The sequence below is a fragment of the Kushneria aurantia DSM 21353 genome (assembly GCF_000382245.1).
Lineage (GTDB): Bacteria > Pseudomonadota > Gammaproteobacteria > Pseudomonadales > Halomonadaceae > Kushneria > Kushneria aurantia.
Map to the genome: position 1 here is coordinate 55,200 of NZ_KB907867.1, position 19,310 is coordinate 74,509.

Here is a 19,310-nt window from a genome sequence, read left to right on the forward strand (position 1 = left end):
GAAGAGCCGAGCCGCATTTAACCCCCCAAAGATTTGCGGCACCATAAAGGCCTCTTCCAGCCCCGCAAGGACGTGCCATGCCCCTGCTTCAAGGCCCAGAACTCCGCCCCGGTTTCATGGTGATCCACGGCAATCGGCTGGAGGCGCTGCGCGATCTGGCGGTGGAGTGGCTGCGCGGCCACCCGCTGGGGCCGCTGGAGGATGAGGTGGTACTGGTGCAGAGCAACGGCATCAGCCAGTGGCTGAAGCTGGCACTGGCCGCCGATCCCCCCGAAGGGGCGGGTATCGCCGCGGCCATGGAGATGCCCATGCCGGCGCGCTATCTGTGGCAGGCCTACCGCGCAGTGCTCACCCAGCGCGACGGCGAAGGCGCCGTGCCGCAGGCGTCGCCGCTCGACAAGCCGCGGCTGGTGTGGCGGCTGATGCGCCTGCTGCCGGAACTGCTGGATGACCCCACCTTTGCGCCACTGGCGCGCTTTCTGGCCGACGATGACGACCTGCGCAAGCGCCACCAGCTCGCCGAACGGCTGGCCGATCTGTTCGATCAGTATCAGGTCTACCGCGCCGACTGGCTCACCGTCTGGGCCGAGGGCCGCGACGAGCTGATCGACGCCCGCGGTCAGGCCCGACCACTGGCCGCCGATCAATGCTGGCAGCCGGCCCTGTGGCGGCGCCTGTGCGATGACATTACACAACGACAGGGCGCCGATGGCCTCGCCGCCAGCCGCGCCTGGGTGCATGACCGCTTTGTGGCGGCGTGCCGCGAGCTGACGCAGGAGACCCGCCCCGCCGATCTGCCCCGCCGGGTGGTGGTGTTCGGCATCTCCTCGCTGCCGCGCCAGACGCTGGAGGCACTTGCCGCAGTGTCGAAGGTCACCCAGGTGCTGCTGTTCGTGCACAACCCCTGCCGCCACTACTGGGCGGACATCATCGAGCACAAGGACCTGTTGCGCGCCGCGCGCCGGCGCCAGCACCAGCGCCCCGGCATGCCCACTGACGTGGACGATAACCAGCTACACCTTCACGCCCAGCCACTGCTGGCGGCGTGGGGCAAACAGGGCCGCGACTACCTGCGTCTGCTCGACGAGTTCGACGAGGCGCAGGACTACCGGGCGCTGTTCGACGCCGAGGCGCTGCGTATCGACCTGTTCGATTCCCCCCTCGACCACGGCCCGAATGGCCTGCTGCAGCAGCTGCAGGACGATATTCTGGAACTGCGCCCGTCCCACGAGAGCCGCGCGCTGTGGCCCGCCGTGGACCCGGCCGCGGACCCCAGCCTGCGCTTTCATATCGCCCACAGCGCCCTGCGCGAGGTGGAGATTCTGCACGATCAGCTGCTCGCCGCCTTCGACGCCGACCCCGAGCTGCGCCCGCGCGACGTGCTGGTGATGGTGCCGGATATCGACGCCTACGCCGCCGCCGTGCAGGCGGTGTTCGGCCGCCTGGCAGCGGACGACCCGCGCCACATTCCCTTTACGCTCTCCGACCGCAGCCGCCGCCATCGCCAGCCGCTGCTGGTGGCGCTGGAGTCGCTCCTGCACCTGCCCCAGGCGCGGCTGACGGTGAGTGACCTGCTCGACCTGCTGGAGGTGCCCGCCCTGCGCGAGCGCTTCGAGCTGGACGCCGAGGCGCTGCCGGTACTGCGCCGCTGGATCGAGGGCGCCGGCATTCGCTGGGGGCTGGACGCCGAGCAGCGCGCCCGCCTCGACCTGCCCGAGGGGCTGAGCGCCAACACCTGGGCCTTCGGCCTGCGCCGGCTGCTGCTGGGCTACGCGGTGGGCAGCAGCACCCCTGACAGCGGCGCCGAGGGGCCGTGGCACGGCATCGAACCCTTCGACGACATCGGCGGCCTGGAGGCAGCGCTGGCCGGCCCGCTGATGGACCTGCTCGACGTACTCGAAGCGCAGTGGCGCGCCCTTGCCGAGCCCGCCGACGTGCCCACCTGGTGCCAGCGGCTGCGCACCCTGCTGAGCGACTGCTTCATCGCACAGGATGAGGCCGATCTGGCCACCCTGAGCCGGCTGGAAACCCTGCTGGAGAGCTGGCAGGAGACCACCGAGGATGCCGGGCTGCAGGAAGCGCTGCCGCTGTCGGTGGTGCGCGAGCACTGGCTCGGCCAGCTCGATGACGACCACCTGTCGCAGCGCTTTCTGGCCGGTGCGGTCAATATCGCCACCCTGATGCCGATGCGCGCCATCCCCTTTCGCCACGTCTGCCTGCTGGGCATGAACGACGGCGACTACCCGCGCACCCAGCGCCCGCTGGACATCGATCTGATGGGCCGCGACTACCGCCCCGGCGACCGCTCGCGCCGCGAGGACGACCGCTATCTGTTTCTGGAAGCGCTGCTCTCCGCCCGCGACCGGCTGACGATCAGCTGGGTCGGCCGCAGCATTCACGACAACACACCACGGCCGCCCTCGGTACTGCTGGGCCAGCTGCGCGACCATATCGCCAGCAGCTGGCAGCTCGCCGCGCCAACCGGCGGCCAGCACGACGGCGACAGCGGCGCGGCGCTGGTCGACGCCCTCACCACCGAGCACCCGCTGCAGCCGTTCAGCCGCCGCTACTTCGCCGGCGACACGGCACTGTTCACCTACGCCCACGAGTGGCAGGCGGTGCATCAGCCGGCCGCCGCCCGCGCCGAGGCGCCCGCGCTGACGCCGCCGACGCTGGCCACCGCGCTGACGCTTAAACGCCTCGCCGACTTCCTGCGCGATCCGGCCAAAGCCTTCTTTACCACCCGGCTCGGGGTTTATTTCGAGCGCGAGGTGCAGGAGAGCCCCGATCACGAACCCTTCGCCCTCGATGGCCTGACGCGCTGGCAGCTGCAGCAGGCACTGATCGAAGCCGGACGCCGCGCAGTGGACAGCGGCGACGCACCGATGCCCGCGGTCGAGAGCACTCTGGCGCGGCTGGAGCGCGAGGGCGCGCTTGCCATGGGCGGCTTCGCCGAGCGCATGCGCGACGATCTGGTGGCGCCGCTGGATACGCTGTTCAGCGACTACGCCGAAAAGCGCCGGGCCTGGCCCCACGCCCTCGACATGCCGACCCCCGTAGCGCTGACGCTCAACACCGGCGCCGGGCCGCTGCAGCTCGAGGACTGGCTGGACAGCCTGCGCCGCAACGAGGCCGGCGAACACTGTCGGCTGGTGCTGATGACCAGCAGCCTGATCCGCGACAAGAAATACCACTGGAAGCACTGGCTGGCGCCCTGGGTGGCGCATCTGGCCGGCCAGCTCGCCGTTGGACCGATGACCACGGTACTGCTCTCCCGCGCCGGCAGCGGCCAACTGCCGCCGCTGGACGCCGCCACCGCGCGCGCCCACCTGGAAGCCATCGCCAGCGCCTGGTACAGCGGCATGCGCGCCCCGCTGCCGCTGGCCCGCGACACCGCCTTCGCCTGGCACGAGAAGGGCGGCGACGACAACGCCATGGGCCGACTTTTCGGCGACGAGTCGACAGCAGAAGACGCCGACCTCAAGGCGTGGCGTGCGGCACGCAGCGAGTTCGAAGGCAGCGACCACAAGAGCGGCGAACGTGAGCGCGACCCCTATATCGCCCGCCAGTGGCGCCACCTGGAGGGACTGATGCGCCACCGTGCCGATGGCCGACACTTCACCGAGCTGTGCGCGGCGCTCTACGCACCGCTGCATGACACCGTCAAACGCGGCGGCAACAGCCGTCGCGGCAAGGGAGGCGCGCCATGACGGCAGCCCACTCCAGGCAGCCACGGGAGGCCGCCACGCCACGCCTCGACCCGGTGGCGCTGCCACTCATCGGCAGCCGCCTGATCGAAGCCAGTGCCGGCACCGGCAAGACCTTCACCATCGCCCTGCTCTACGTGCGGCTGGTGCTCGGGCAGCGCGACGACCATGACACGATCAACTTCCCCCGGGCGCTGACGCCGCCGGAAATCCTCGTCGTCACCTTTACCAACGCCGCCACCCAGGAGCTGCGCGAGCGCATTCGAGCCCGGCTGGTACAGGCCGCCGCCGCCTTCTCCGCCGAGATGCCGCGCGCAGAGGCGGACGACAACGCGCCGATGGGCGACCTGTTCGCCCAACCGGCTGTGGACAACACCGCGTCCGAGGCCGCAACGCCGGGCGGCGACCCGCTGATCGCGCTGCGCGACAGCTACCCCCGCGACAGCTGGCCGGCCTGCGCGCGGCGCCTGCAGCTGGCCGCCGAATGGATGGACGAGGCGGCGGTCTCCACCATTCACGCCTGGTGCTACCGCATGCTGCGCGAGCACGCCTTCGACAGCGGCAGCCTGTTCGCCCTCGAGTTGACGCTCGACCAGTCGGAGATGGAGCTCGAGATCGCCCGCGACTACTGGCGCACCTTCTACTACGACCTCGACCCCGAGGCACTGGCGATTGTCGCCGGCTACTGGCAAACGCCGGACGCGCTCCATAACAGCGCCGCCCGGCTGCACGGCCACGCCGCCACCCTGCCCACGGCGCGACCGCCGCAAGAAGCGCTGGCCCACTACCGCCAGCAGCACGCCAGCGCGCTGGCCGAACTCAAGGCGCCGTGGCCGGCATGGCTCGACGAGCTTGAAGCGACGCTGGAAGATGCCGCCCAACGCAAGGCCTTCAATGCCCAGAAACTCAACGTCAAAAGCCGCGCCAACTGGATCGGCGCCCTGCGCCAGTGGGCCGGTGACCCCGAACAGACGACGCCCGATTTGACCGAGACTGCCTGGCAGCGCCTGACACCCGACGGGCTGGCGGAGATCTGGAAATCGGGCCCGGCGCCCGAACTACCCGCCCTGGCAGCGCTGGCCGAGCTGCGGGCCCGGCTCGCCGAACTCCCCGCCCCCTACGCCGAACTGCTCGCCCACGCCGTGCAGTGGATGGCCGCGCGACGCCACAGCGTGCAGCGCCGCCGCGCCGAGCTGGGCCCCGACGACCTGCTCCAGCGGCTGGATACCGCCTTCGAGGGCGAAGCCGGCGAAACGCTGGCGAGGCGCATTCGCGAGCAGTTTCCGGTGGCGCTGGTCGACGAGTTCCAGGACACCGACCCGCTGCAGTATCGGCTCTTCGACCGGGTCTACCGGCTGGCAGAGAACCGCGACGACAGCGCCGTGCTGCTGATCGGCGACCCCAAGCAGGCGATCTACGCCTTTCGCGGCGCCGATATCCACACCTATCTACAGGCCCGGCACGATACCACCGGCCGCCACGTTACCCTGGGCACCAACTTCCGCTCCGCGGCCCCCATGGTCGCCGCGGTCAACCGGCTGTTCACCCACGCCGAAACCCGACACGACGCCGGCGCTTTCCTGTTCCGCCGGGGCGACGACAACCCGGTGCCCTTCAACCCGGTCGACGCCCGGGGCACAAGCGATGTGTTCACTCGCCGGGGAGCGCCCCAGCCGGCGCTGACGCTGTGGCACCATGCCGGCGTCACGCCGCTGTCGAAAAACGCCTACCTGAGTGAACTGGCCGAGCGCTGCGCCACCGAGATGGCGACCCTGCTGCGCGAGGGACAGGCCGGCCGCACGGGGTTTGCGCCCGCCAATGATGACGCGCCCGATACCCTGCGCGCGCTGGCGCCGTCGGATCTCGCCGTGCTGGTCAACAACGCCGGCGAGGCCCGCGCCATCCGCACCGCGCTGCTCGAACGCGGCATCCGCAGCGTCTACCTCTCCGATCAGGAGGACGTCTTCGACACCGAAGCCGCGCTGGAATTGGAGATATGGCTGGCCGCCTGCGCCGCCCCGGACGACGAGCGCGCTCTCAACGCCGCCCTGGCCACCCCGAGTCTGGGGCTGAGCCTCGCCGAACTCGATGTGCTGGGCGGCGGCGACGATCAGCAGGACGAGCTGGCGCGCGAGGCGCGCGTGATGCAGTTTCGCGACTACCACCGCCAGTGGCGGCAGCGCGGCGTACTGCCCATGCTGCACCGCCTGCTGGCCGACTTCGCCGTCCCCGGCCGGCTGCTCGCGGTGGCCGAGGGGGAGCGGCGGCTGACGGACCTGCTGCACCTGGGCGAGCTGCTGCAGGAAGCCAGCGCCGAGATCGACGGTGAGCACGCCCTGCTGCGCTTTCTCGCCGAGTCCCGCGCGCGGCCGCAGACGCCCTCCGACGCCCATCGGCTGCGGCTGGAGAGCGACGCCGAACTGGTGCAGGTGGTCACCATCCACAAGGCCAAGGGCCTCGAGTATCCGCTGGTATTTCTGCCCTTTATCGCCACCTTCCGCGCCGTGAAGGAGAGCGACGTGCCGCTGCGCTGGCACGACGCTGCGGGCCACCTGCAACTGACCCTGCGCGCCGACGAGACAAGCCTGGCGCACGCCGATCACGAACGCCTCGGCGAGGACCTGCGCAAGCTCTACGTCGCCCTGACCCGCGCCCGCCACGCCACCTGGCTGGGGCTGGCGCCGTTGAAGGAGATCGAGCGCAGCGCTATCGGCCATCTGCTTGGCGGCGGCGCACCGCTGCCGCCGGAGAGGCTGCGCCCGACGCTGGAAGCACTGGCGAGTGGCAACGACGCCGCGGATAACGCCGTGGCGGTGATCGACGCCCCGACACCCGACCCGCAGCCGGTGCGCCTTGACGCCGACGCCCCCCCGCCGGGCGAAGCGCGCAGCCCCGGCCGCAGAATTCGCGAACACTGGTGGATCGCCAGCTACTCGGCGCTGCACAGCGGTGCCACGCCGCAGGAAGAGCGCGACGACGCCCGGGCCGATGCCGAGCCCACCACCGCCGACGAAGCCAACGCGCGGGAAGTCCTTGACGAGCCGGTGACCGACGCGCCCCGGGACAGCGGCACCGCCGCCGGCGAGGGCGCGCTACACCGTTTCCCGCGCGGGCCCGCCGCCGGCACCTTTCTGCACGGCCTGCTGGAGTGGGCCGGCCGGGAAGGTTTTGCCCGCGTCGCCGCCGATGCCGAACAGCGCGATGACGGCCTCGCCCGGCGCGCCAACCGGCGCGGCTGGGAGGGGCAGATACCGGCGCTGTCGGCCTGGCTGCCGGCGCTGCTTGCCACACCGCTACCGGTGCCCGAGAGCCCGACACCGCTGCGCCTCGACGCACTGCAGAGCTACCGGATCGAGCTGGAGTTCTGGTTCGCCGCCCACCGCGTGGACACCCGCCGGCTGGATGAACTGATCAGCGCCCACACCCTGGACCGCCGGCCGCGACCGGCGCTGCAGCCCGACACGCTCAACGGCATGCTCAAGGGCTTCATCGACCTGGTGGCGGCGCACGAGGGGCGCTTTCACGTCATCGACTGGAAATCCAACCACCTGGGCATGAGCGATGCCGCCTACAGCGAAGCGGCGATGCAGGACGCTGTGCTGGAAAAACGCTATGACGTCCAGTACTGCCTCTACCTGCTGGCGCTGCATCGGCTGCTGAAAACGCGCCTGCCCGACTATCACATCGACCGCCAGCTGGGCGGTGCGCTCTACGTTTTTTTGCGCGGCAGCCAGGCGCCCTCCCGCGGCGTGCACGCCGAACGCCCGCCGAGCGCGCTGATTCTCGCCCTCGACGCCCTGTTTCGCGATGCCGAGGAGACCGCCGCATGAGGATGTCGATATTGCCTGTCGCCCGCCATGGGCTATCCTCGGCTGTGCTACCCTACAAGTATCCTGTAACACATGAGAGCGACACCATGAGCGATGCAACCTTCACCTTTCGAGTCGATGAAGCGCTGAAAGCAGAATTTGCCAGCGCCGCCAGGGCCCATGACCGTACCGGAGCACAGCTTTTGCGCGACTTTATGCGCCACTATGTGGCACAGCAGCAGGAGACGCAGGAGTATGATGCCTGGTTGATGGCTAAGGTAGAGCAGTCACGCGCCTCGGCAGAAGTCGGCCACCTTGTTCCGGCCGACGATGTCGAGGCCCGCTTTGCAGCCCGCCGTGCGGCGACTCGCGCCCGCCTTGAGAAATCCGGGTAGTGGCGCTGGTCTGGACGCCGGAGGCGATAAAGGACCGTGACGATATTTACGACTTTATCGAGCCGGAAAACCCGCTGGCAGCGCTGGCGCTGGATGAACTGATTTCAGAAAAAGCGCACTGGCTCCTCCATCATCCGGAAGGCGGGAAACCGGGCAGGGTGCCGGCAACCAGAGAGCTCGTCGTTCACCCCAACTACATACTCATCTATGAGCTTGCGAGTGAACAGATACGCATCCTGAATGTGGTGCATGCAGCTCGCCAGTGGCCGCCCTCCCGAACCGGGGACCATAGCCTCTGATAGGCAACATTCGCACAAGGACGGCGCATGACAATGCCACCAACGCCGCAATCCGCGCCACCCGACACCCTGCAGCAGACGCCAGAGCGCGCCCTGAGCGATACGCCAACGCTGTTCGCCCTGCTTGACCGCTGGGTGGCACGGGGCTGGCTGCGCCGGCTTGACCGCGCCTTCACCGCCTTTCTGCACCGCGAAGTACCGGACGCACCGCCCCTGCTGCTGCTGGCGGCCGCGCTGGCCAGCCACCAGTTGGGGCGCGGCCATGTCTGCCTCGACCTGGCGCAGACGCTGGCGACGCCGGATCTCGCGCTGTCGCTGCCGCCGGAAGGCGATAGCCTCGAAGACCCACCGCCGCTGCCGAGCCGGGTGATGACCGGGCTCGATCTCGATAGCTGGCGCACGGCGCTGACGCAGCCCGAACTGGTCGCCAGCGGCCCCGGCGGCACTCCGCTGGTACTCGCCGGCAGCCGCGAGCGGCCGCGGCTCTACCTGCGCCGCTACTGGCAATACGAGCAGGATATCCACACCCGGATTGTCGAGCGTCTCGATAACGACGCCCTGCCGGCCGAAGCGCGCGCCGCCACTGACGCGACCCGCCTGCGCCCCGTCCTCGACGCCCTTTTTCCACAGCCGGAGGTTGCCGATCACGACGATGCCGGCCCCCCGCTCGACTGGCAGAAGGCCGCCTGCGCGCTGGCCGTGCGCGCGCGCTTTGCGGTTATCACCGGCGGCCCCGGCACCGGCAAGACCACCACCGTGGTACGTCTGCTGGCGCTGCTGCAGGCGCGCGCCCTGAGCGCCAACCCGCCTGCACAGGCGGATGGCGAACCGGAAGGGCCACGGGCGCTGCGCATCCGCCTCGCTGCCCCCACCGGCAAGGCCGCCGCCCGGCTCAACGAATCCATCGCCGGGCAGGTGGCGACACTCGCGCTCGATGGCCTCGCCGACGACGCCGAGCGACTGCGCGAGGCCATTCCGACAGAGGTCTCGACGCTTCACCGGCTGCTGGGCTCGCGCCCCGATACCCGACGTTTTCGCCACCACCGCCATAACCCGCTGCCGCTGGATGTGCTGGTGGTGGATGAAGCCTCCATGGTCGATGTGGGCATGATGGCCGCGCTGCTCGACGCGCTACCGCCGCAGGCGCGGCTGGTGCTGCTGGGCGACAAGGACCAGCTCGCCTCGGTGGAAGCCGGCGCCGTGCTGGGCGACCTGTGCGCCCGTGCCGAGGGCGGCCACTACACCCCGGCCACCGCCGAATGGCTCGTACAGGCCACCGGCCAGGCGCTGCCGCCGGCGACGCTCGATGCCGAGGGCGAGCCGCTCGACCAGGCCATCGCCATGCTGCGCGTCAGCCACCGCTTCACCGCCGACAGCGGCATCGGCCAGCTGGCGGCCGCCATCAACGCGGACTTTGAAGCCGCCGCAAAACGCCACACCATCCGTGACGTGCTCAACCACGGATACGCGGACCTGTCACACCTCAAGCTCGCCAACGACGACGAGCGCGGCCTCGCGCGGCTGGCGGTCACCGGCAGCCCCGAACACTTCCCCGCTGCCGGTCGCACCACTACAGCGCCGATGGGCTACCGCCATTTTCTCTCGGTGATGGCCGAGCAGCGCCCGGCGGATAGCGCCCCTCAGGAAGCCTTCGATCACTGGGCGCGGCAGGTGCTGACCGCCCATGGCGACTTTCAGCTGCTGTGCGCCCTGCGGCGCGGCCCCTGGGGGGTGGAGGGGTTGAACGAGCGGGTGCGCCAGGCGTTGGAGGGGGAAAAGCTGATTGACAGCCAGCAGGGCCGCCAGCGCTGGTATGCCGGCCGCCCGGTGCTGGTCACCAAAAACGACTACGGCCTGGGGCTGATGAACGGCGACATCGGCATCACCCTCGAGGTGCCCCATCCGGACGCCGCCAACAGCGACGACGGTCGGCGACTGCTGCGCGTCGCCTTCCCCGCCAATGACGGCACCGACCGTATCAAATGGGTGCTGCCCTCGCGGCTACAGTCAGTGGAAACGGTATTGGCGATGACGGTGCACAAATCCCAGGGCTCCGAGTTCACCCACGCCGCCCTGGTACTGCCTGACGCCCCCAACCCCATCCTCACCCGGGAACTGATCTACACCGGCATCACCCGCGCCCGCCGCTGGCTGACGCTGGTGGAAACCGGCCGCGGCCAGCTGATGGACGCGGCGCAGCGGAGAGTGATGCGGGTGAGTGGGTTGGGGGGATGAGGGCTCTCTTGCTCGGGCGAGGAAGTAGGCGGCTTTCGGCCATTCGCGGTCGGTTTGGCATCTATCATTGCCAATCCGAAAGCTGCCATTGCGATTTGTTGCCGCGACGCAGGTTTCCGGCCAATGGCCTGGACGAGCTGCGATCCGCAGTCAGCAGGTTCACCGAGCTGCGTCATTTAGCCTACCGCGGAACGCGGCTTCCACCATATCGACGAGGCGCGCATGGATCGCCTAGCGTGCGAGGCGAAAAGGCCGTCACGCTCCATCGCATCCAGTGTGCGAGATATATCGAGAGGACGGAGCCAGAGCTTCATGGTCTCCGCTGCTGATCGCTCCGGGCCGCCATTGCCCGGATGGGTCGGGGCCGCGACGATGAACCCTCGCTGCGCCAGGGGCACGGCGATCCAGCTCATCGCCTCGGCCTGACCCGCCAGCCCCGCCCCGTGCGGGAGGAGCACGAGCGGGAAGTGGCCTTCCGCGATGGGCGCATCACGCTGCGCAGGTGTGCCCGAGAAGAACGGCGTGTCTCCCAGCATGACCTCGCTTCCGCCGGGCGCAGCCGGATACCAGACGGTGACGTCGAGCAGACGGCCCCGCTCCGGCGACGGAACCTCCATCGTGCGTACGCCGGCCCCTATCTCCGCGCAGGCCGCCATCGGCAAATGGAACGCAAGGAGTGCAACGGCTCCCAACACTACCAGAACCTTTTCCCGACCCCTCATCGCAGTTCCTTTCCGTTCCCGAAGCTGTCGTTGATGCCGAAGTCCGCAGCGTCTCGGGTGGGTCGCATTCGGCCAATATCAGGCTTTCTTGACGAACTCGGACTTGAGTTTCATTGCCCCGATGCCATCAATCTTGCAGTCGATATCATGATCGCCATCGACCAGGCGGATACTTTTAACCCTGGTGCCCACTTTTACGACCCGGGAAGACCCCTTGATCTTCAGATCCTTGATCACAGTCACGCTATCGCCGTCGGCAAGCGGCGAGCCATGTGCATCGGTCACCACCCTGGCCTCTTCCCCATCACCGGCGGTCTCGACACTGGACCATTCATGAGCGCACTCGGGACACACGAAGAGCAGATTATCGGCATAGGTATATTCGGACCCGCATTGCGGGCAGGGTGGCAACTGACTCACGCGTGGACTCCCGGCATCTGTAAAACAGCGAAGTTTACGCCGCCTGCCTCAGGATGCCCAGCCACATGCTTACGTTGAGTGTGGTCGGCACGCTGACCCGGGGGCGATGCATTTTGGCGATATTGCCGACCACGATCAGACACGGCGCCGGCAAGAACATCCCGGTCTGCGCCTGCTGTACGTGCATGATCTGGCTTTAGGTAAAGCGAGACTTTCCATGGAACCTCCTCGGATCAAGGTACAAGAAAACTCCACCTCCGAGGCCAGTTATTTTCAGGGGGAGATGACCTCCAAACCGTCCATCAGCCCCATCTCCAGGCTTTCGAGACCGTCAGATCGACCGCTTTTTTGGCCAAGAGCGGACGCTAAGCCAGAGTAGATATAACGCCTCAAACACCGGCGCAGCTTTGCTGCGTCCGAGTGCTTTGACTTGTTAGATGCATTACCACTTTCTTTCAAAATTAGAGCGAACCGTGGTGGAAATGTAAGAATTAAGGCCGTGACCTTGTATTGCTAATGCCTTCATTTTCTCCACAACAGCAGCCCCTGGCTTACGACTGGTATATAAGTAGTTACGCCATCTGCCTGACATAAACCTTACCGTAATTGAGTCTCCATCGATTTCATACGCTTCAATATTAGAATTTCCATTGGTGTTTCTATATGGAGTCATTTTAAATTCCCTGTCAAGTTTCGATTATTTTACAGAGCCCTATTGGCCACCTAACGAGGCTGTAGAAAAACCCGATTTCGAGCCGTCTCAACCGCCTGTTGTCCTTATTCGTTTACCCAGCCGGTCATCTGGCTGAATCATCTTGATACCGGTATTTAGCCATTTGAGCGCCCAGCTTAGGCCCGCTGGAAGCGACCTGCTGGTTTCAAAAAGCGACACACTTCGCACCTGGTGCTTCATGACACAGCCAAACGACCATAGTTCGCCAACTTCTCAATATAGTGCGCCAGGCAGTAAAGCTGCCACTGGCCCTGTACCTTCTTCTTGCCCCGCAAACCAAAGCGGCTCAGCAAACTCTTATAAGCCGCGAGAGATACGAGCATCGGCCACATGGCCTTGTTTAGCTTGATTCCCCATGATTGCTGTATTCGACCCTATACCGCTTTTCCTTGAACCAGATTCAATGCAGGCCTATAGATAAAAGGCACCCAATATGAAGGTGCTTCTCTATCTCCTCTGACTTCAAAAAAGCCGATTTCGGCGAGGCGTCGTGCCATATTACCAGCTTGTTCCTCAGTTACCTCCCAAATCTCAGCTAAGGAGGCGGTAGTTTGCTCCGAGCGCTCGCCTTCTAATTTAACGACATACTCACCAACGTCCGCGTACTCAGCTAGAAGGGTTTGTTCAAAGCGAGTTTTCGAAACTTGGGGAAGAGAGTCTTTAAAGGCGGCTCGGTCTAATAGAACATCTCCTTCAGGGTCTCCTTCCCCTCTCTCAAGCTTCTGAATTTGAATAGATTTTGCGGTATCTAGTAGATGGATCACTTCTCTGGGAACAGGATTTCCGCTGGCATCAACAGTTCGAGAAAGTATCCACCCAAAAGTAAAAGGGTTTCTACCAGTATCTACCTTTTCTGGTGCTATTTGATAAAACACAGCTCGTTGAGCGGAGTAATCTTGTCTAACTTTATCTGGATTAATTCCCAAATAATCTGCAAATTTTGGATTGGCAACAAGTCGAGACACAACTAAGTTCATCAATGAGTTCTCTGACCATGTTATGTTTACTGTTCTTGTGATATGGCTCGCTTCGGTGAAGCCTCCCGCTGTAATTCTTTTCCATATATCGTCTCTAACAAAAATTTTTAGCGCGACGCTCGAAAACCCTTTCATATCATTATAGGCTCTAAACAATGCTCGCAGCGCATTTCGCTCCATGTTTGGGGAGTCAGCAAAAGCTACATCAAGGCGGTCAAACAGCAGCCACATTTTCAAGCCTTCTTGCTCCAACGCTACATTAGCGAAATGCAATAATTCATCGACTGGTATTTCAGCGAGATTTTTCTCGTCGGATTGCTCGCGAAACTCTGTCTTCCTTGAAACGGTTGGCGCTCCGCTAGAGGGATCTATAGTCACGGCATGCTCAATGGCCTGTGCATCTCTACTAAACCAACGCTTTATATAACTTGAAACAGCTCTAAACATCACAGATAAAACGCCAGACTCTGGCAAAAGTTCAGCTTTCTCAAGCGAAACAACTAATGCCCGCGCTGCATCGTTTTTTATTTCATATTCTCGGAGGGTCCTAGCGATCAAGGTTAAGCAATAGAGCTTCCAAAGATAAATAAAGGCTACTTCACTAGGAGGCGGATCTGAAATCACAAGGCTAAAAACGGTGGCTCCCCTTACATTTTCTCCAGAGGAAAGCAGAATACCCTCATCAAAAAAATCGTCTTCCCTCCTATTGAGGAGAGTGTAAAGTGCACTTTTACCCGACCCTTTAGGGCCATAAACAACATCTATATTCCCCGAGCGAATCTGACGCCATTGATCAGTTTCGACGAAATACTTTTCTAAGCTCTCAGCTTCGTCTTCGGCGACTCGCGCCCCCAACTCGAGAGACTTAAGAGCTTCAATTTTCGACGTCACTTTACTTCCTTGTTAGCCTGAGGATTAAAATCCAAGAATCGATACGACAAGTATCAAACTACGCGCTTGCATAGCGACTTGATCGCTTAAATGCGTTCAATAATTTCACACCGCATGCCACCTGTTTTTAATTTAATGAAACACTGAATATTAAATATATCTTAGTAGTATAGCGCCAGCTACAGTACTCGCTGTACAACACACCTCAAGGCGCTTTCTATCTTTGCCGGAAGCGCCGCTTTGGGTCGATTGCGGACTTTCCCCACAGCTCCCAAGACCAGGATCGACCGCCAGCAATCTGTTGCAAACTACACTACGGGTTCAGATTAATACACCAAAAACACATTGCAACCAATAATCACACTACTTCTTGTTGCCCCGCTTAAGAAAGTAGAGATAATATCGCCAAAAGTATTAATACAAAGGTATCAATGCGGCGAGACGAAACCCTGGAATGACCCCGTGCCCATCAAACGTTGCGAATCGTTCATGCGCTAATATTCGCAGGATTACATAGGGTTACCCAGCATTTCGACCCATTCTGCGCCGCCGCTCACCGATGCCACTATTGTTTCTATCGGCAACCGGTAATGCTTCTTGATAGCGTCGCCGCAGACATACCGGCAAGACTATGCGCTCACTGCCAATCTTCTACCGTGATGGCGTAACGATGGTAGTCTCTCCACTGCCCAGCGATGTTGAGATAGCGTGGGGAGTAGCCCTCGAGCCTGAAGCCGAGTGATTCGACCAGAGCTATCGAGGCGAGATTGCCGGGCTGGATGTTGGCCTCCAGCCGGTGGAGTTGGTGTCGCTCGAAGGCTTCCGAGATGACCAGCATCATCGCACGCTTCATCAGCCCCTTGCCGCTGGGAATAATAGGGTACAGACCCAGTGCTGTTCACTTAGCGATAGAATGATCTGAAGATCGATCACTTCGGGTGGGCGTGAACATGGCAGGCAAGGCATCGACACGGGGCGGGCCGGTTCGAATCGCGGACTATCTCAGCATGGGGTTGCTGGCTCGGGTCGTATCGCCTGATCTGGTCGACGAATCGCTGCGCTTGCATGGTCGAGAGAGTCAGCGCCGCCGAGAGCTGCCTGCGCACGCCAGAGCGTATCGGCACTTGCGCCGGGCATGCTCTGCGTGGCCGACCGCGGCTTTTCAGGCTTTCCCATGTGGCAGGCGGCCAGCCAGACCGGCGCCGATCTGCTGTGGCGAATACCGCACAACCGCAAGTTGCGTCAGTCCGCGCGGTCGAACCCATCCACGACGAATCAAAAGACGAACGAAAGACTATCCATCCCGAAAAGTCGACGAGCGGCTCAACAGACAGCCTGATTACACGGTTCAGGTCGTTAAGTGAACAGCATTGGGGACGTCCCCTATTTTTGTCCCAGAGTGGGGATTTGCCGGCGGCGCGATCATGCTACCGAGCCCAACCCCCGGTCGATATAGCTGGTGAAGAGCTTGTAGAGCTTCCCGGGCCGCGTCACGCTCAGCACGAGCTGAATGGCCGGAACACTGGGCGCGCCATCCTCCGGTGTCAGCACGTACAGGTCATCGGACAGCGCGTTTTTGGGCAACAGGCCAATGCCAAGCCCGCTCGCCGCGGCGCTGCGGATGTTGTCGAAAGACCCGCTCACATAAGAGAAGTAGTAAGAACGCCCGACATGCTCCAGTGCGGACACCGCGCATTTGCGGATGACGCAACCATCGGGGAAGGTGACCAGCGGCACCTCGTCCATCTCGCTGAAATGCACAGCGCCTGAGCTCACCCAGTACAAGGGTTCGACGCGCAGAATCCGCTCCAATTCGGAGAACAGTGGCTGGCCAGCCATGCCCTTGAGGATGACGACATCCAATCGCTGCTGCGCCGCCATGGCCGACAGCACAGTGGATGAGGCAGCCGTGATCTCCACGCGCAGACCGGGGTTCTCTTCCAGGCACAGCGAAATGATCTCGTGCAGGTTCGCGACTTGGAAATCATCGGGCACACCGAGCGCCACGCGGCCTTTGAGGTGAGTCTTCTTCAATGCACCAATCGTCCGGTTGGTGCGCAGTAGGATGTCGCGCGCGGCGGGCAGCAACTGCCGGCCATCCTCCGTCAGGCCCAGGATATGCCCTTGGCGCCTTTCGATCAGGCGGCACCCTGCATCCTCCTCCAGACGGCGAAGGCCCGCGCTGAGCGTGGATTGCGTGCGCCCCAGCTCCTCACCGGCACGCCCGAAACCGCCGTACTCGGCAATGAACACGAACGCGCGTAACTGCTCCAGCGTGATGCCGCGTCCCTCCAGCCGATCCGTTTGTGCCGTCAGCTTCATGTTATCCCCGATCCCGCCTGCTATCGACTCACTCGATTATAGCGAATCCATAATTCATTTAACAGATCATGGCACTTCGACCAGACTCATGAAGCCGGCGTTGTCCCAATCCAATACTTCAGGCGAAACATGCTCTATTAAAGGAGTTAATAAATATGGCCCTTCTCAAGTTTCCGGATAATCACACCCCGCGTTACTGTGATTTCAGCATTGACGGAATCCTGGACGAAACTCTCCGGGAAGGTGCTGAGCGCTGCGCGTTCTCCGTGCCTGCGCAAGACAAGATCCCGCTGATTTCCAAGATTCTCCAGTCTGGCGTGCGGGACATTGTTTACGGGTCAGGCCCGAAAGACCCGACATATCTCATTGAGACCATCAACCATCTTCAGGGACATGGCGGTCTGCCGGCGGGAACGCGGTTCTCGTTCATCATGCTATTGAACTGCCATGACCCCATCATGCCCCAGTTCGAGTCCTTTCCAGATGCGTTGAAGGACTACCTGACCATCAGCTTCGGCATGGTATCCCACAAGTCGGATGAACAACTCTTCGAGCGCACAACGGCACAATTGCGCGAATGGGGCTTCAATAGTTTCCGCGTCAGTTTGCTAAACAATTTCAGCACCGGCATCGACGAAGAGTCTTACGAAAAGATCACCAGGGATATTGATCGCTCTCTTGCACAGGACATTCAAACCGTCCGCATCAACGACTCCCTGGGCACGCTCTATCCCGAAGCCATGGCGGTACTGGCGGCCAATCTGCGCCATCAGTATCCGAATACGGATTTCTGTCTCCACGCGCACAACGATCGCGGACTGGGTCTGCAGAACGCGCTGGCCTCGCTCTACCACGGATTCAACATCATCGAAGGCGGCTTTGCCGGCACCGGCAACCGTTCCGGCCTACCGGCCATCGAGATACTGGATCTGATCTTCAAGGAGCGGAAAATCAGCATCAACCAACAGCCCCTGGACTCCACGGCGGTCGTCGAGGCGGCCCGGCTGTCGGAAAGGACATTCCTCTCCATGCCCGACCTGTACCGGCCGGTCAGCGGGCATATCGTCAATCAGGAAAACATGGGGGTCGCCAACATTCCTGCATTTCTGGGTGCTGCGCGTGACATCCCGTACTTCCTCAACAGTACAGGGCTGCATGACGCCACGGTTCAGCGCATCCTCCAGGACGAGGGACTCGAATTGGAAGCCAACGACGACGCCACTGTGCAACTGGTCAAGCAGAAGCTCGACGCCATTCTGACGGCGGCCTATCCGAAGAAGCACCAAGAGTTCGAGCGGATACGCGACGAGTTGATCCACTTCTACGGCTCCGATGTCATCTACGCCGCCACCGTCGGTCGACAGGAAAAAGCATTCATCAAGTAACCACAGGCCAGCCTTGGGACACTCCCCGGGGCTGGCTTTTTTCATCTTCAGACAACACAAGGAGGCTCACCCATGTTCCTGATCGTCGCCCCCATCTTTCTGGTCATCCTCGTCGGTTATGGCTATGGGCGACTGAAGCCTGACAGTGGCGGTGCGGACAAGCTCATCAACGACTATGTGCTGTACATCGCGCTGCCGGCCTTGCTCTTCATTGCCGTGGCCCGTGCCGATGTAGGAGAGCTCAAGCAATGGGGCTTCATCCTCTCCACCCTGATCGGGATCGCCGCGTGCTACCTGATCGCCACGCTGCTCGCCAAGAGCCGGAGGGTCGGGCTGCCGCAGTCCTCCATCCTCGCCATGGGCGCGTGCTATGGCACGACCGGCTACATGGGCGTGCCGATTCTGATTTCCGTCTATGGCGAGCAGGCCGCATTGCCTGCGGCGCTGGCGACGATCCTGCACAACATTCCCGCCATCATGGCCGTGATCATCAGTTGGGACGTGTTCTCCAAACGCGCCAGCGAAGGCCGTACACCATTGCTGCGCAGCGTGGGCGGCGCGGCGCTGACCACGGTGAAGAATCCCTTGACCATCTCGGTGCTGGCCGGACTTACCTTTGTCCTGCTCGATATCCGCGTGCCCGTCTTCATCGAATCCTTTGCCCGCTTCCTGGGCAACGCGGCCGGGCCGACCGCACTGTTCGCGCTCGGCCTGGGCCTTGCCCGGCTGAACGTCAGGGAGCACATGAACGCCACGGTCGGCAAGACGGTTTTGCCAATGATCGTGCTCAAGCTGTTCGTGCAACCCGCCATCACCTTTGGCACAGCGGTCTACCTCTTCGGTATGGGGCAGGAACAGGGTATTTGGCTGGCCGCAGCGGTCGTGATGGCCGCGCAGCCGATTGGCGCCGGCGTGTATGTCTTCGCCAAGAAGTACGACTATCAGCAAGATGTGATTTCGCTGTCCATCATCGTCTCACTGCTGCTTGCCCTGGTGACCATTCCACTGGTGCTGAATCAGTTTCCCGCCCCTTGATGACCATGCAAGACCGTTTCATCACCAACCCTCTCGACTGATCTCACGCCAGTCAAAGCCCCGATCAATCCGGGGCTGCTCTGCGTCTCCTTTCCGACCTTTCTCCCACCACCGCACATCAATACGGTAGCCGCGCAGTTCCCATAGTTTGCGGGCTGAAAGCGCCTGCCTCGCGACGATCGAGCCATTGCTGATCTGACGAGGAGATCGCGCGATGGTGCTGCCAATCCGTCCCCGCGCTGCGCCAACAATAGGGGACACGCACAACAATAGGGGGCAGACCTAATGCTGTTCACTTAGCGATAGAATGATCTGAAGATCGATCACTTCGGGTGGGCGTGAACATGGCAGGCAAGGCATCGACACGGGGCGGGCCGGTT

At 63.1% G+C, this 19,310-nt stretch carries 14 protein-coding genes; 8 read left to right on the forward strand and 6 right to left on the reverse strand.

Annotation, left to right across the window (positions count from 1 at the left end; all coding sequences use genetic code 11):
* Positions 1-77 precede the first annotated feature (77 nt).
* The 5 genes from recC to recD all read left to right on the forward strand — a co-directional run bounded on the left by recC (position 78) and on the right by recD (position 10,445).
* Entirely contained in the window at positions 78-3,710 is a 3,633-nt protein-coding gene (gene recC, locus H146_RS0106110) for an exodeoxyribonuclease V subunit gamma (protein WP_019950982.1), read from the forward strand.
* Complete coding sequence (recB, locus tag H146_RS0106115; RefSeq protein WP_019950983.1) at positions 3,707-7,537, forward strand: exodeoxyribonuclease V subunit beta; 3,831 nt, start codon at positions 3,707-3,709, stop codon at positions 7,535-7,537. Before recC ends, recB begins: the two co-directional genes overlap by 4 nt.
* Before the next feature lie 86 nt (positions 7,538-7,623).
* Positions 7,624-7,911 (forward strand): CopG family ribbon-helix-helix protein, encoded by a 288-nt coding sequence (locus H146_RS0106120; protein ID WP_019950984.1) that lies wholly within the window; start codon positions 7,624-7,626, stop codon positions 7,909-7,911.
* Positions 7,911-8,210 carry a type II toxin-antitoxin system RelE/ParE family toxin gene (locus tag H146_RS0106125; RefSeq protein WP_019950985.1) on the forward strand — a complete coding sequence of 100 codons (300 nt, stop codon included), beginning with the start codon at positions 7,911-7,913 and terminating at the stop codon, positions 8,208-8,210. Before H146_RS0106120 ends, H146_RS0106125 begins: the two co-directional genes overlap by 1 nt.
* A 27-nt stretch (positions 8,211-8,237) precedes the next feature.
* Entirely contained in the window at positions 8,238-10,445 is a 2,208-nt protein-coding gene (gene recD / locus H146_RS0106130; RefSeq protein ID WP_019950986.1) for an exodeoxyribonuclease V subunit alpha, read from the forward strand.
* A 176-nt stretch (positions 10,446-10,621) separates the two neighbouring features.
* On the opposite strand, the gene H146_RS18615 is transcribed toward recD, so the two are convergent.
* The 5 genes from H146_RS18615 to H146_RS0106145 form a co-directional block, all read right to left on the reverse strand.
* A complete protein-coding gene (locus H146_RS18615) occupies positions 10,622-11,167 on the reverse strand; it encodes an alpha/beta hydrolase family protein (protein ID WP_019950987.1) in 546 nt (181 codons plus the stop codon).
* Between the two features lie 78 nt (positions 11,168-11,245).
* Positions 11,246-11,587 (reverse strand): zinc ribbon domain-containing protein YjdM, encoded by a 342-nt coding sequence (locus H146_RS18620; RefSeq protein WP_019950988.1) that lies wholly within the window; start codon positions 11,585-11,587, stop codon positions 11,246-11,248.
* Positions 11,588-12,496: 909 nt separating this feature from the next.
* Positions 12,497-12,652, reverse strand: coding sequence for a transposase (locus tag H146_RS22590; RefSeq protein WP_211213296.1), 156 nt, complete (start codon positions 12,650-12,652; stop codon positions 12,497-12,499).
* Between the two features lie 42 nt (positions 12,653-12,694).
* The gene (locus H146_RS21290; RefSeq protein WP_156826719.1) at positions 12,695-14,188 is read right to left on the reverse strand and encodes a P-loop ATPase, Sll1717 family; all 1,494 of its coding nucleotides are present in this window, start codon (positions 14,186-14,188) and stop codon (positions 12,695-12,697) included.
* A gap of 637 nt (positions 14,189-14,825) precedes the next feature.
* Entirely contained in the window at positions 14,826-15,080 is a 255-nt protein-coding gene (locus H146_RS0106145; protein WP_342664560.1) for a GNAT family N-acetyltransferase, read from the reverse strand.
* Positions 15,081-15,195: 115 nt separating this feature from the next.
* Here H146_RS0106145 and H146_RS22430 point away from each other — a divergent pair, with 115 nt between their 5' ends.
* Positions 15,196-15,552 (forward strand): hypothetical protein, encoded by a 357-nt coding sequence (locus H146_RS22430; protein WP_380059733.1) that lies wholly within the window; start codon positions 15,196-15,198, stop codon positions 15,550-15,552.
* A gap of 58 nt (positions 15,553-15,610) precedes the next feature.
* Here the strand turns inward: H146_RS22430 and H146_RS0106150 are convergent, their stop codons facing one another.
* Positions 15,611-16,510 (reverse strand): LysR family transcriptional regulator, encoded by a 900-nt coding sequence (locus tag H146_RS0106150; RefSeq protein WP_019950992.1) that lies wholly within the window; start codon positions 16,508-16,510, stop codon positions 15,611-15,613.
* A gap of 155 nt (positions 16,511-16,665) precedes the next feature.
* Between H146_RS0106150 and H146_RS0106155 the strand changes: the two genes are divergently transcribed.
* Positions 16,666-17,895, forward strand: coding sequence for a beta/alpha barrel domain-containing protein (locus H146_RS0106155; protein WP_019950993.1), 1,230 nt, complete (start codon positions 16,666-16,668; stop codon positions 17,893-17,895).
* Positions 17,896-17,967: 72 nt separating this feature from the next.
* Positions 17,968-18,930, forward strand: coding sequence for an AEC family transporter (locus tag H146_RS0106160; RefSeq protein ID WP_019950994.1), 963 nt, complete (start codon positions 17,968-17,970; stop codon positions 18,928-18,930).
* The last annotated feature ends 380 nt before the right edge of the window (positions 18,931-19,310 follow it).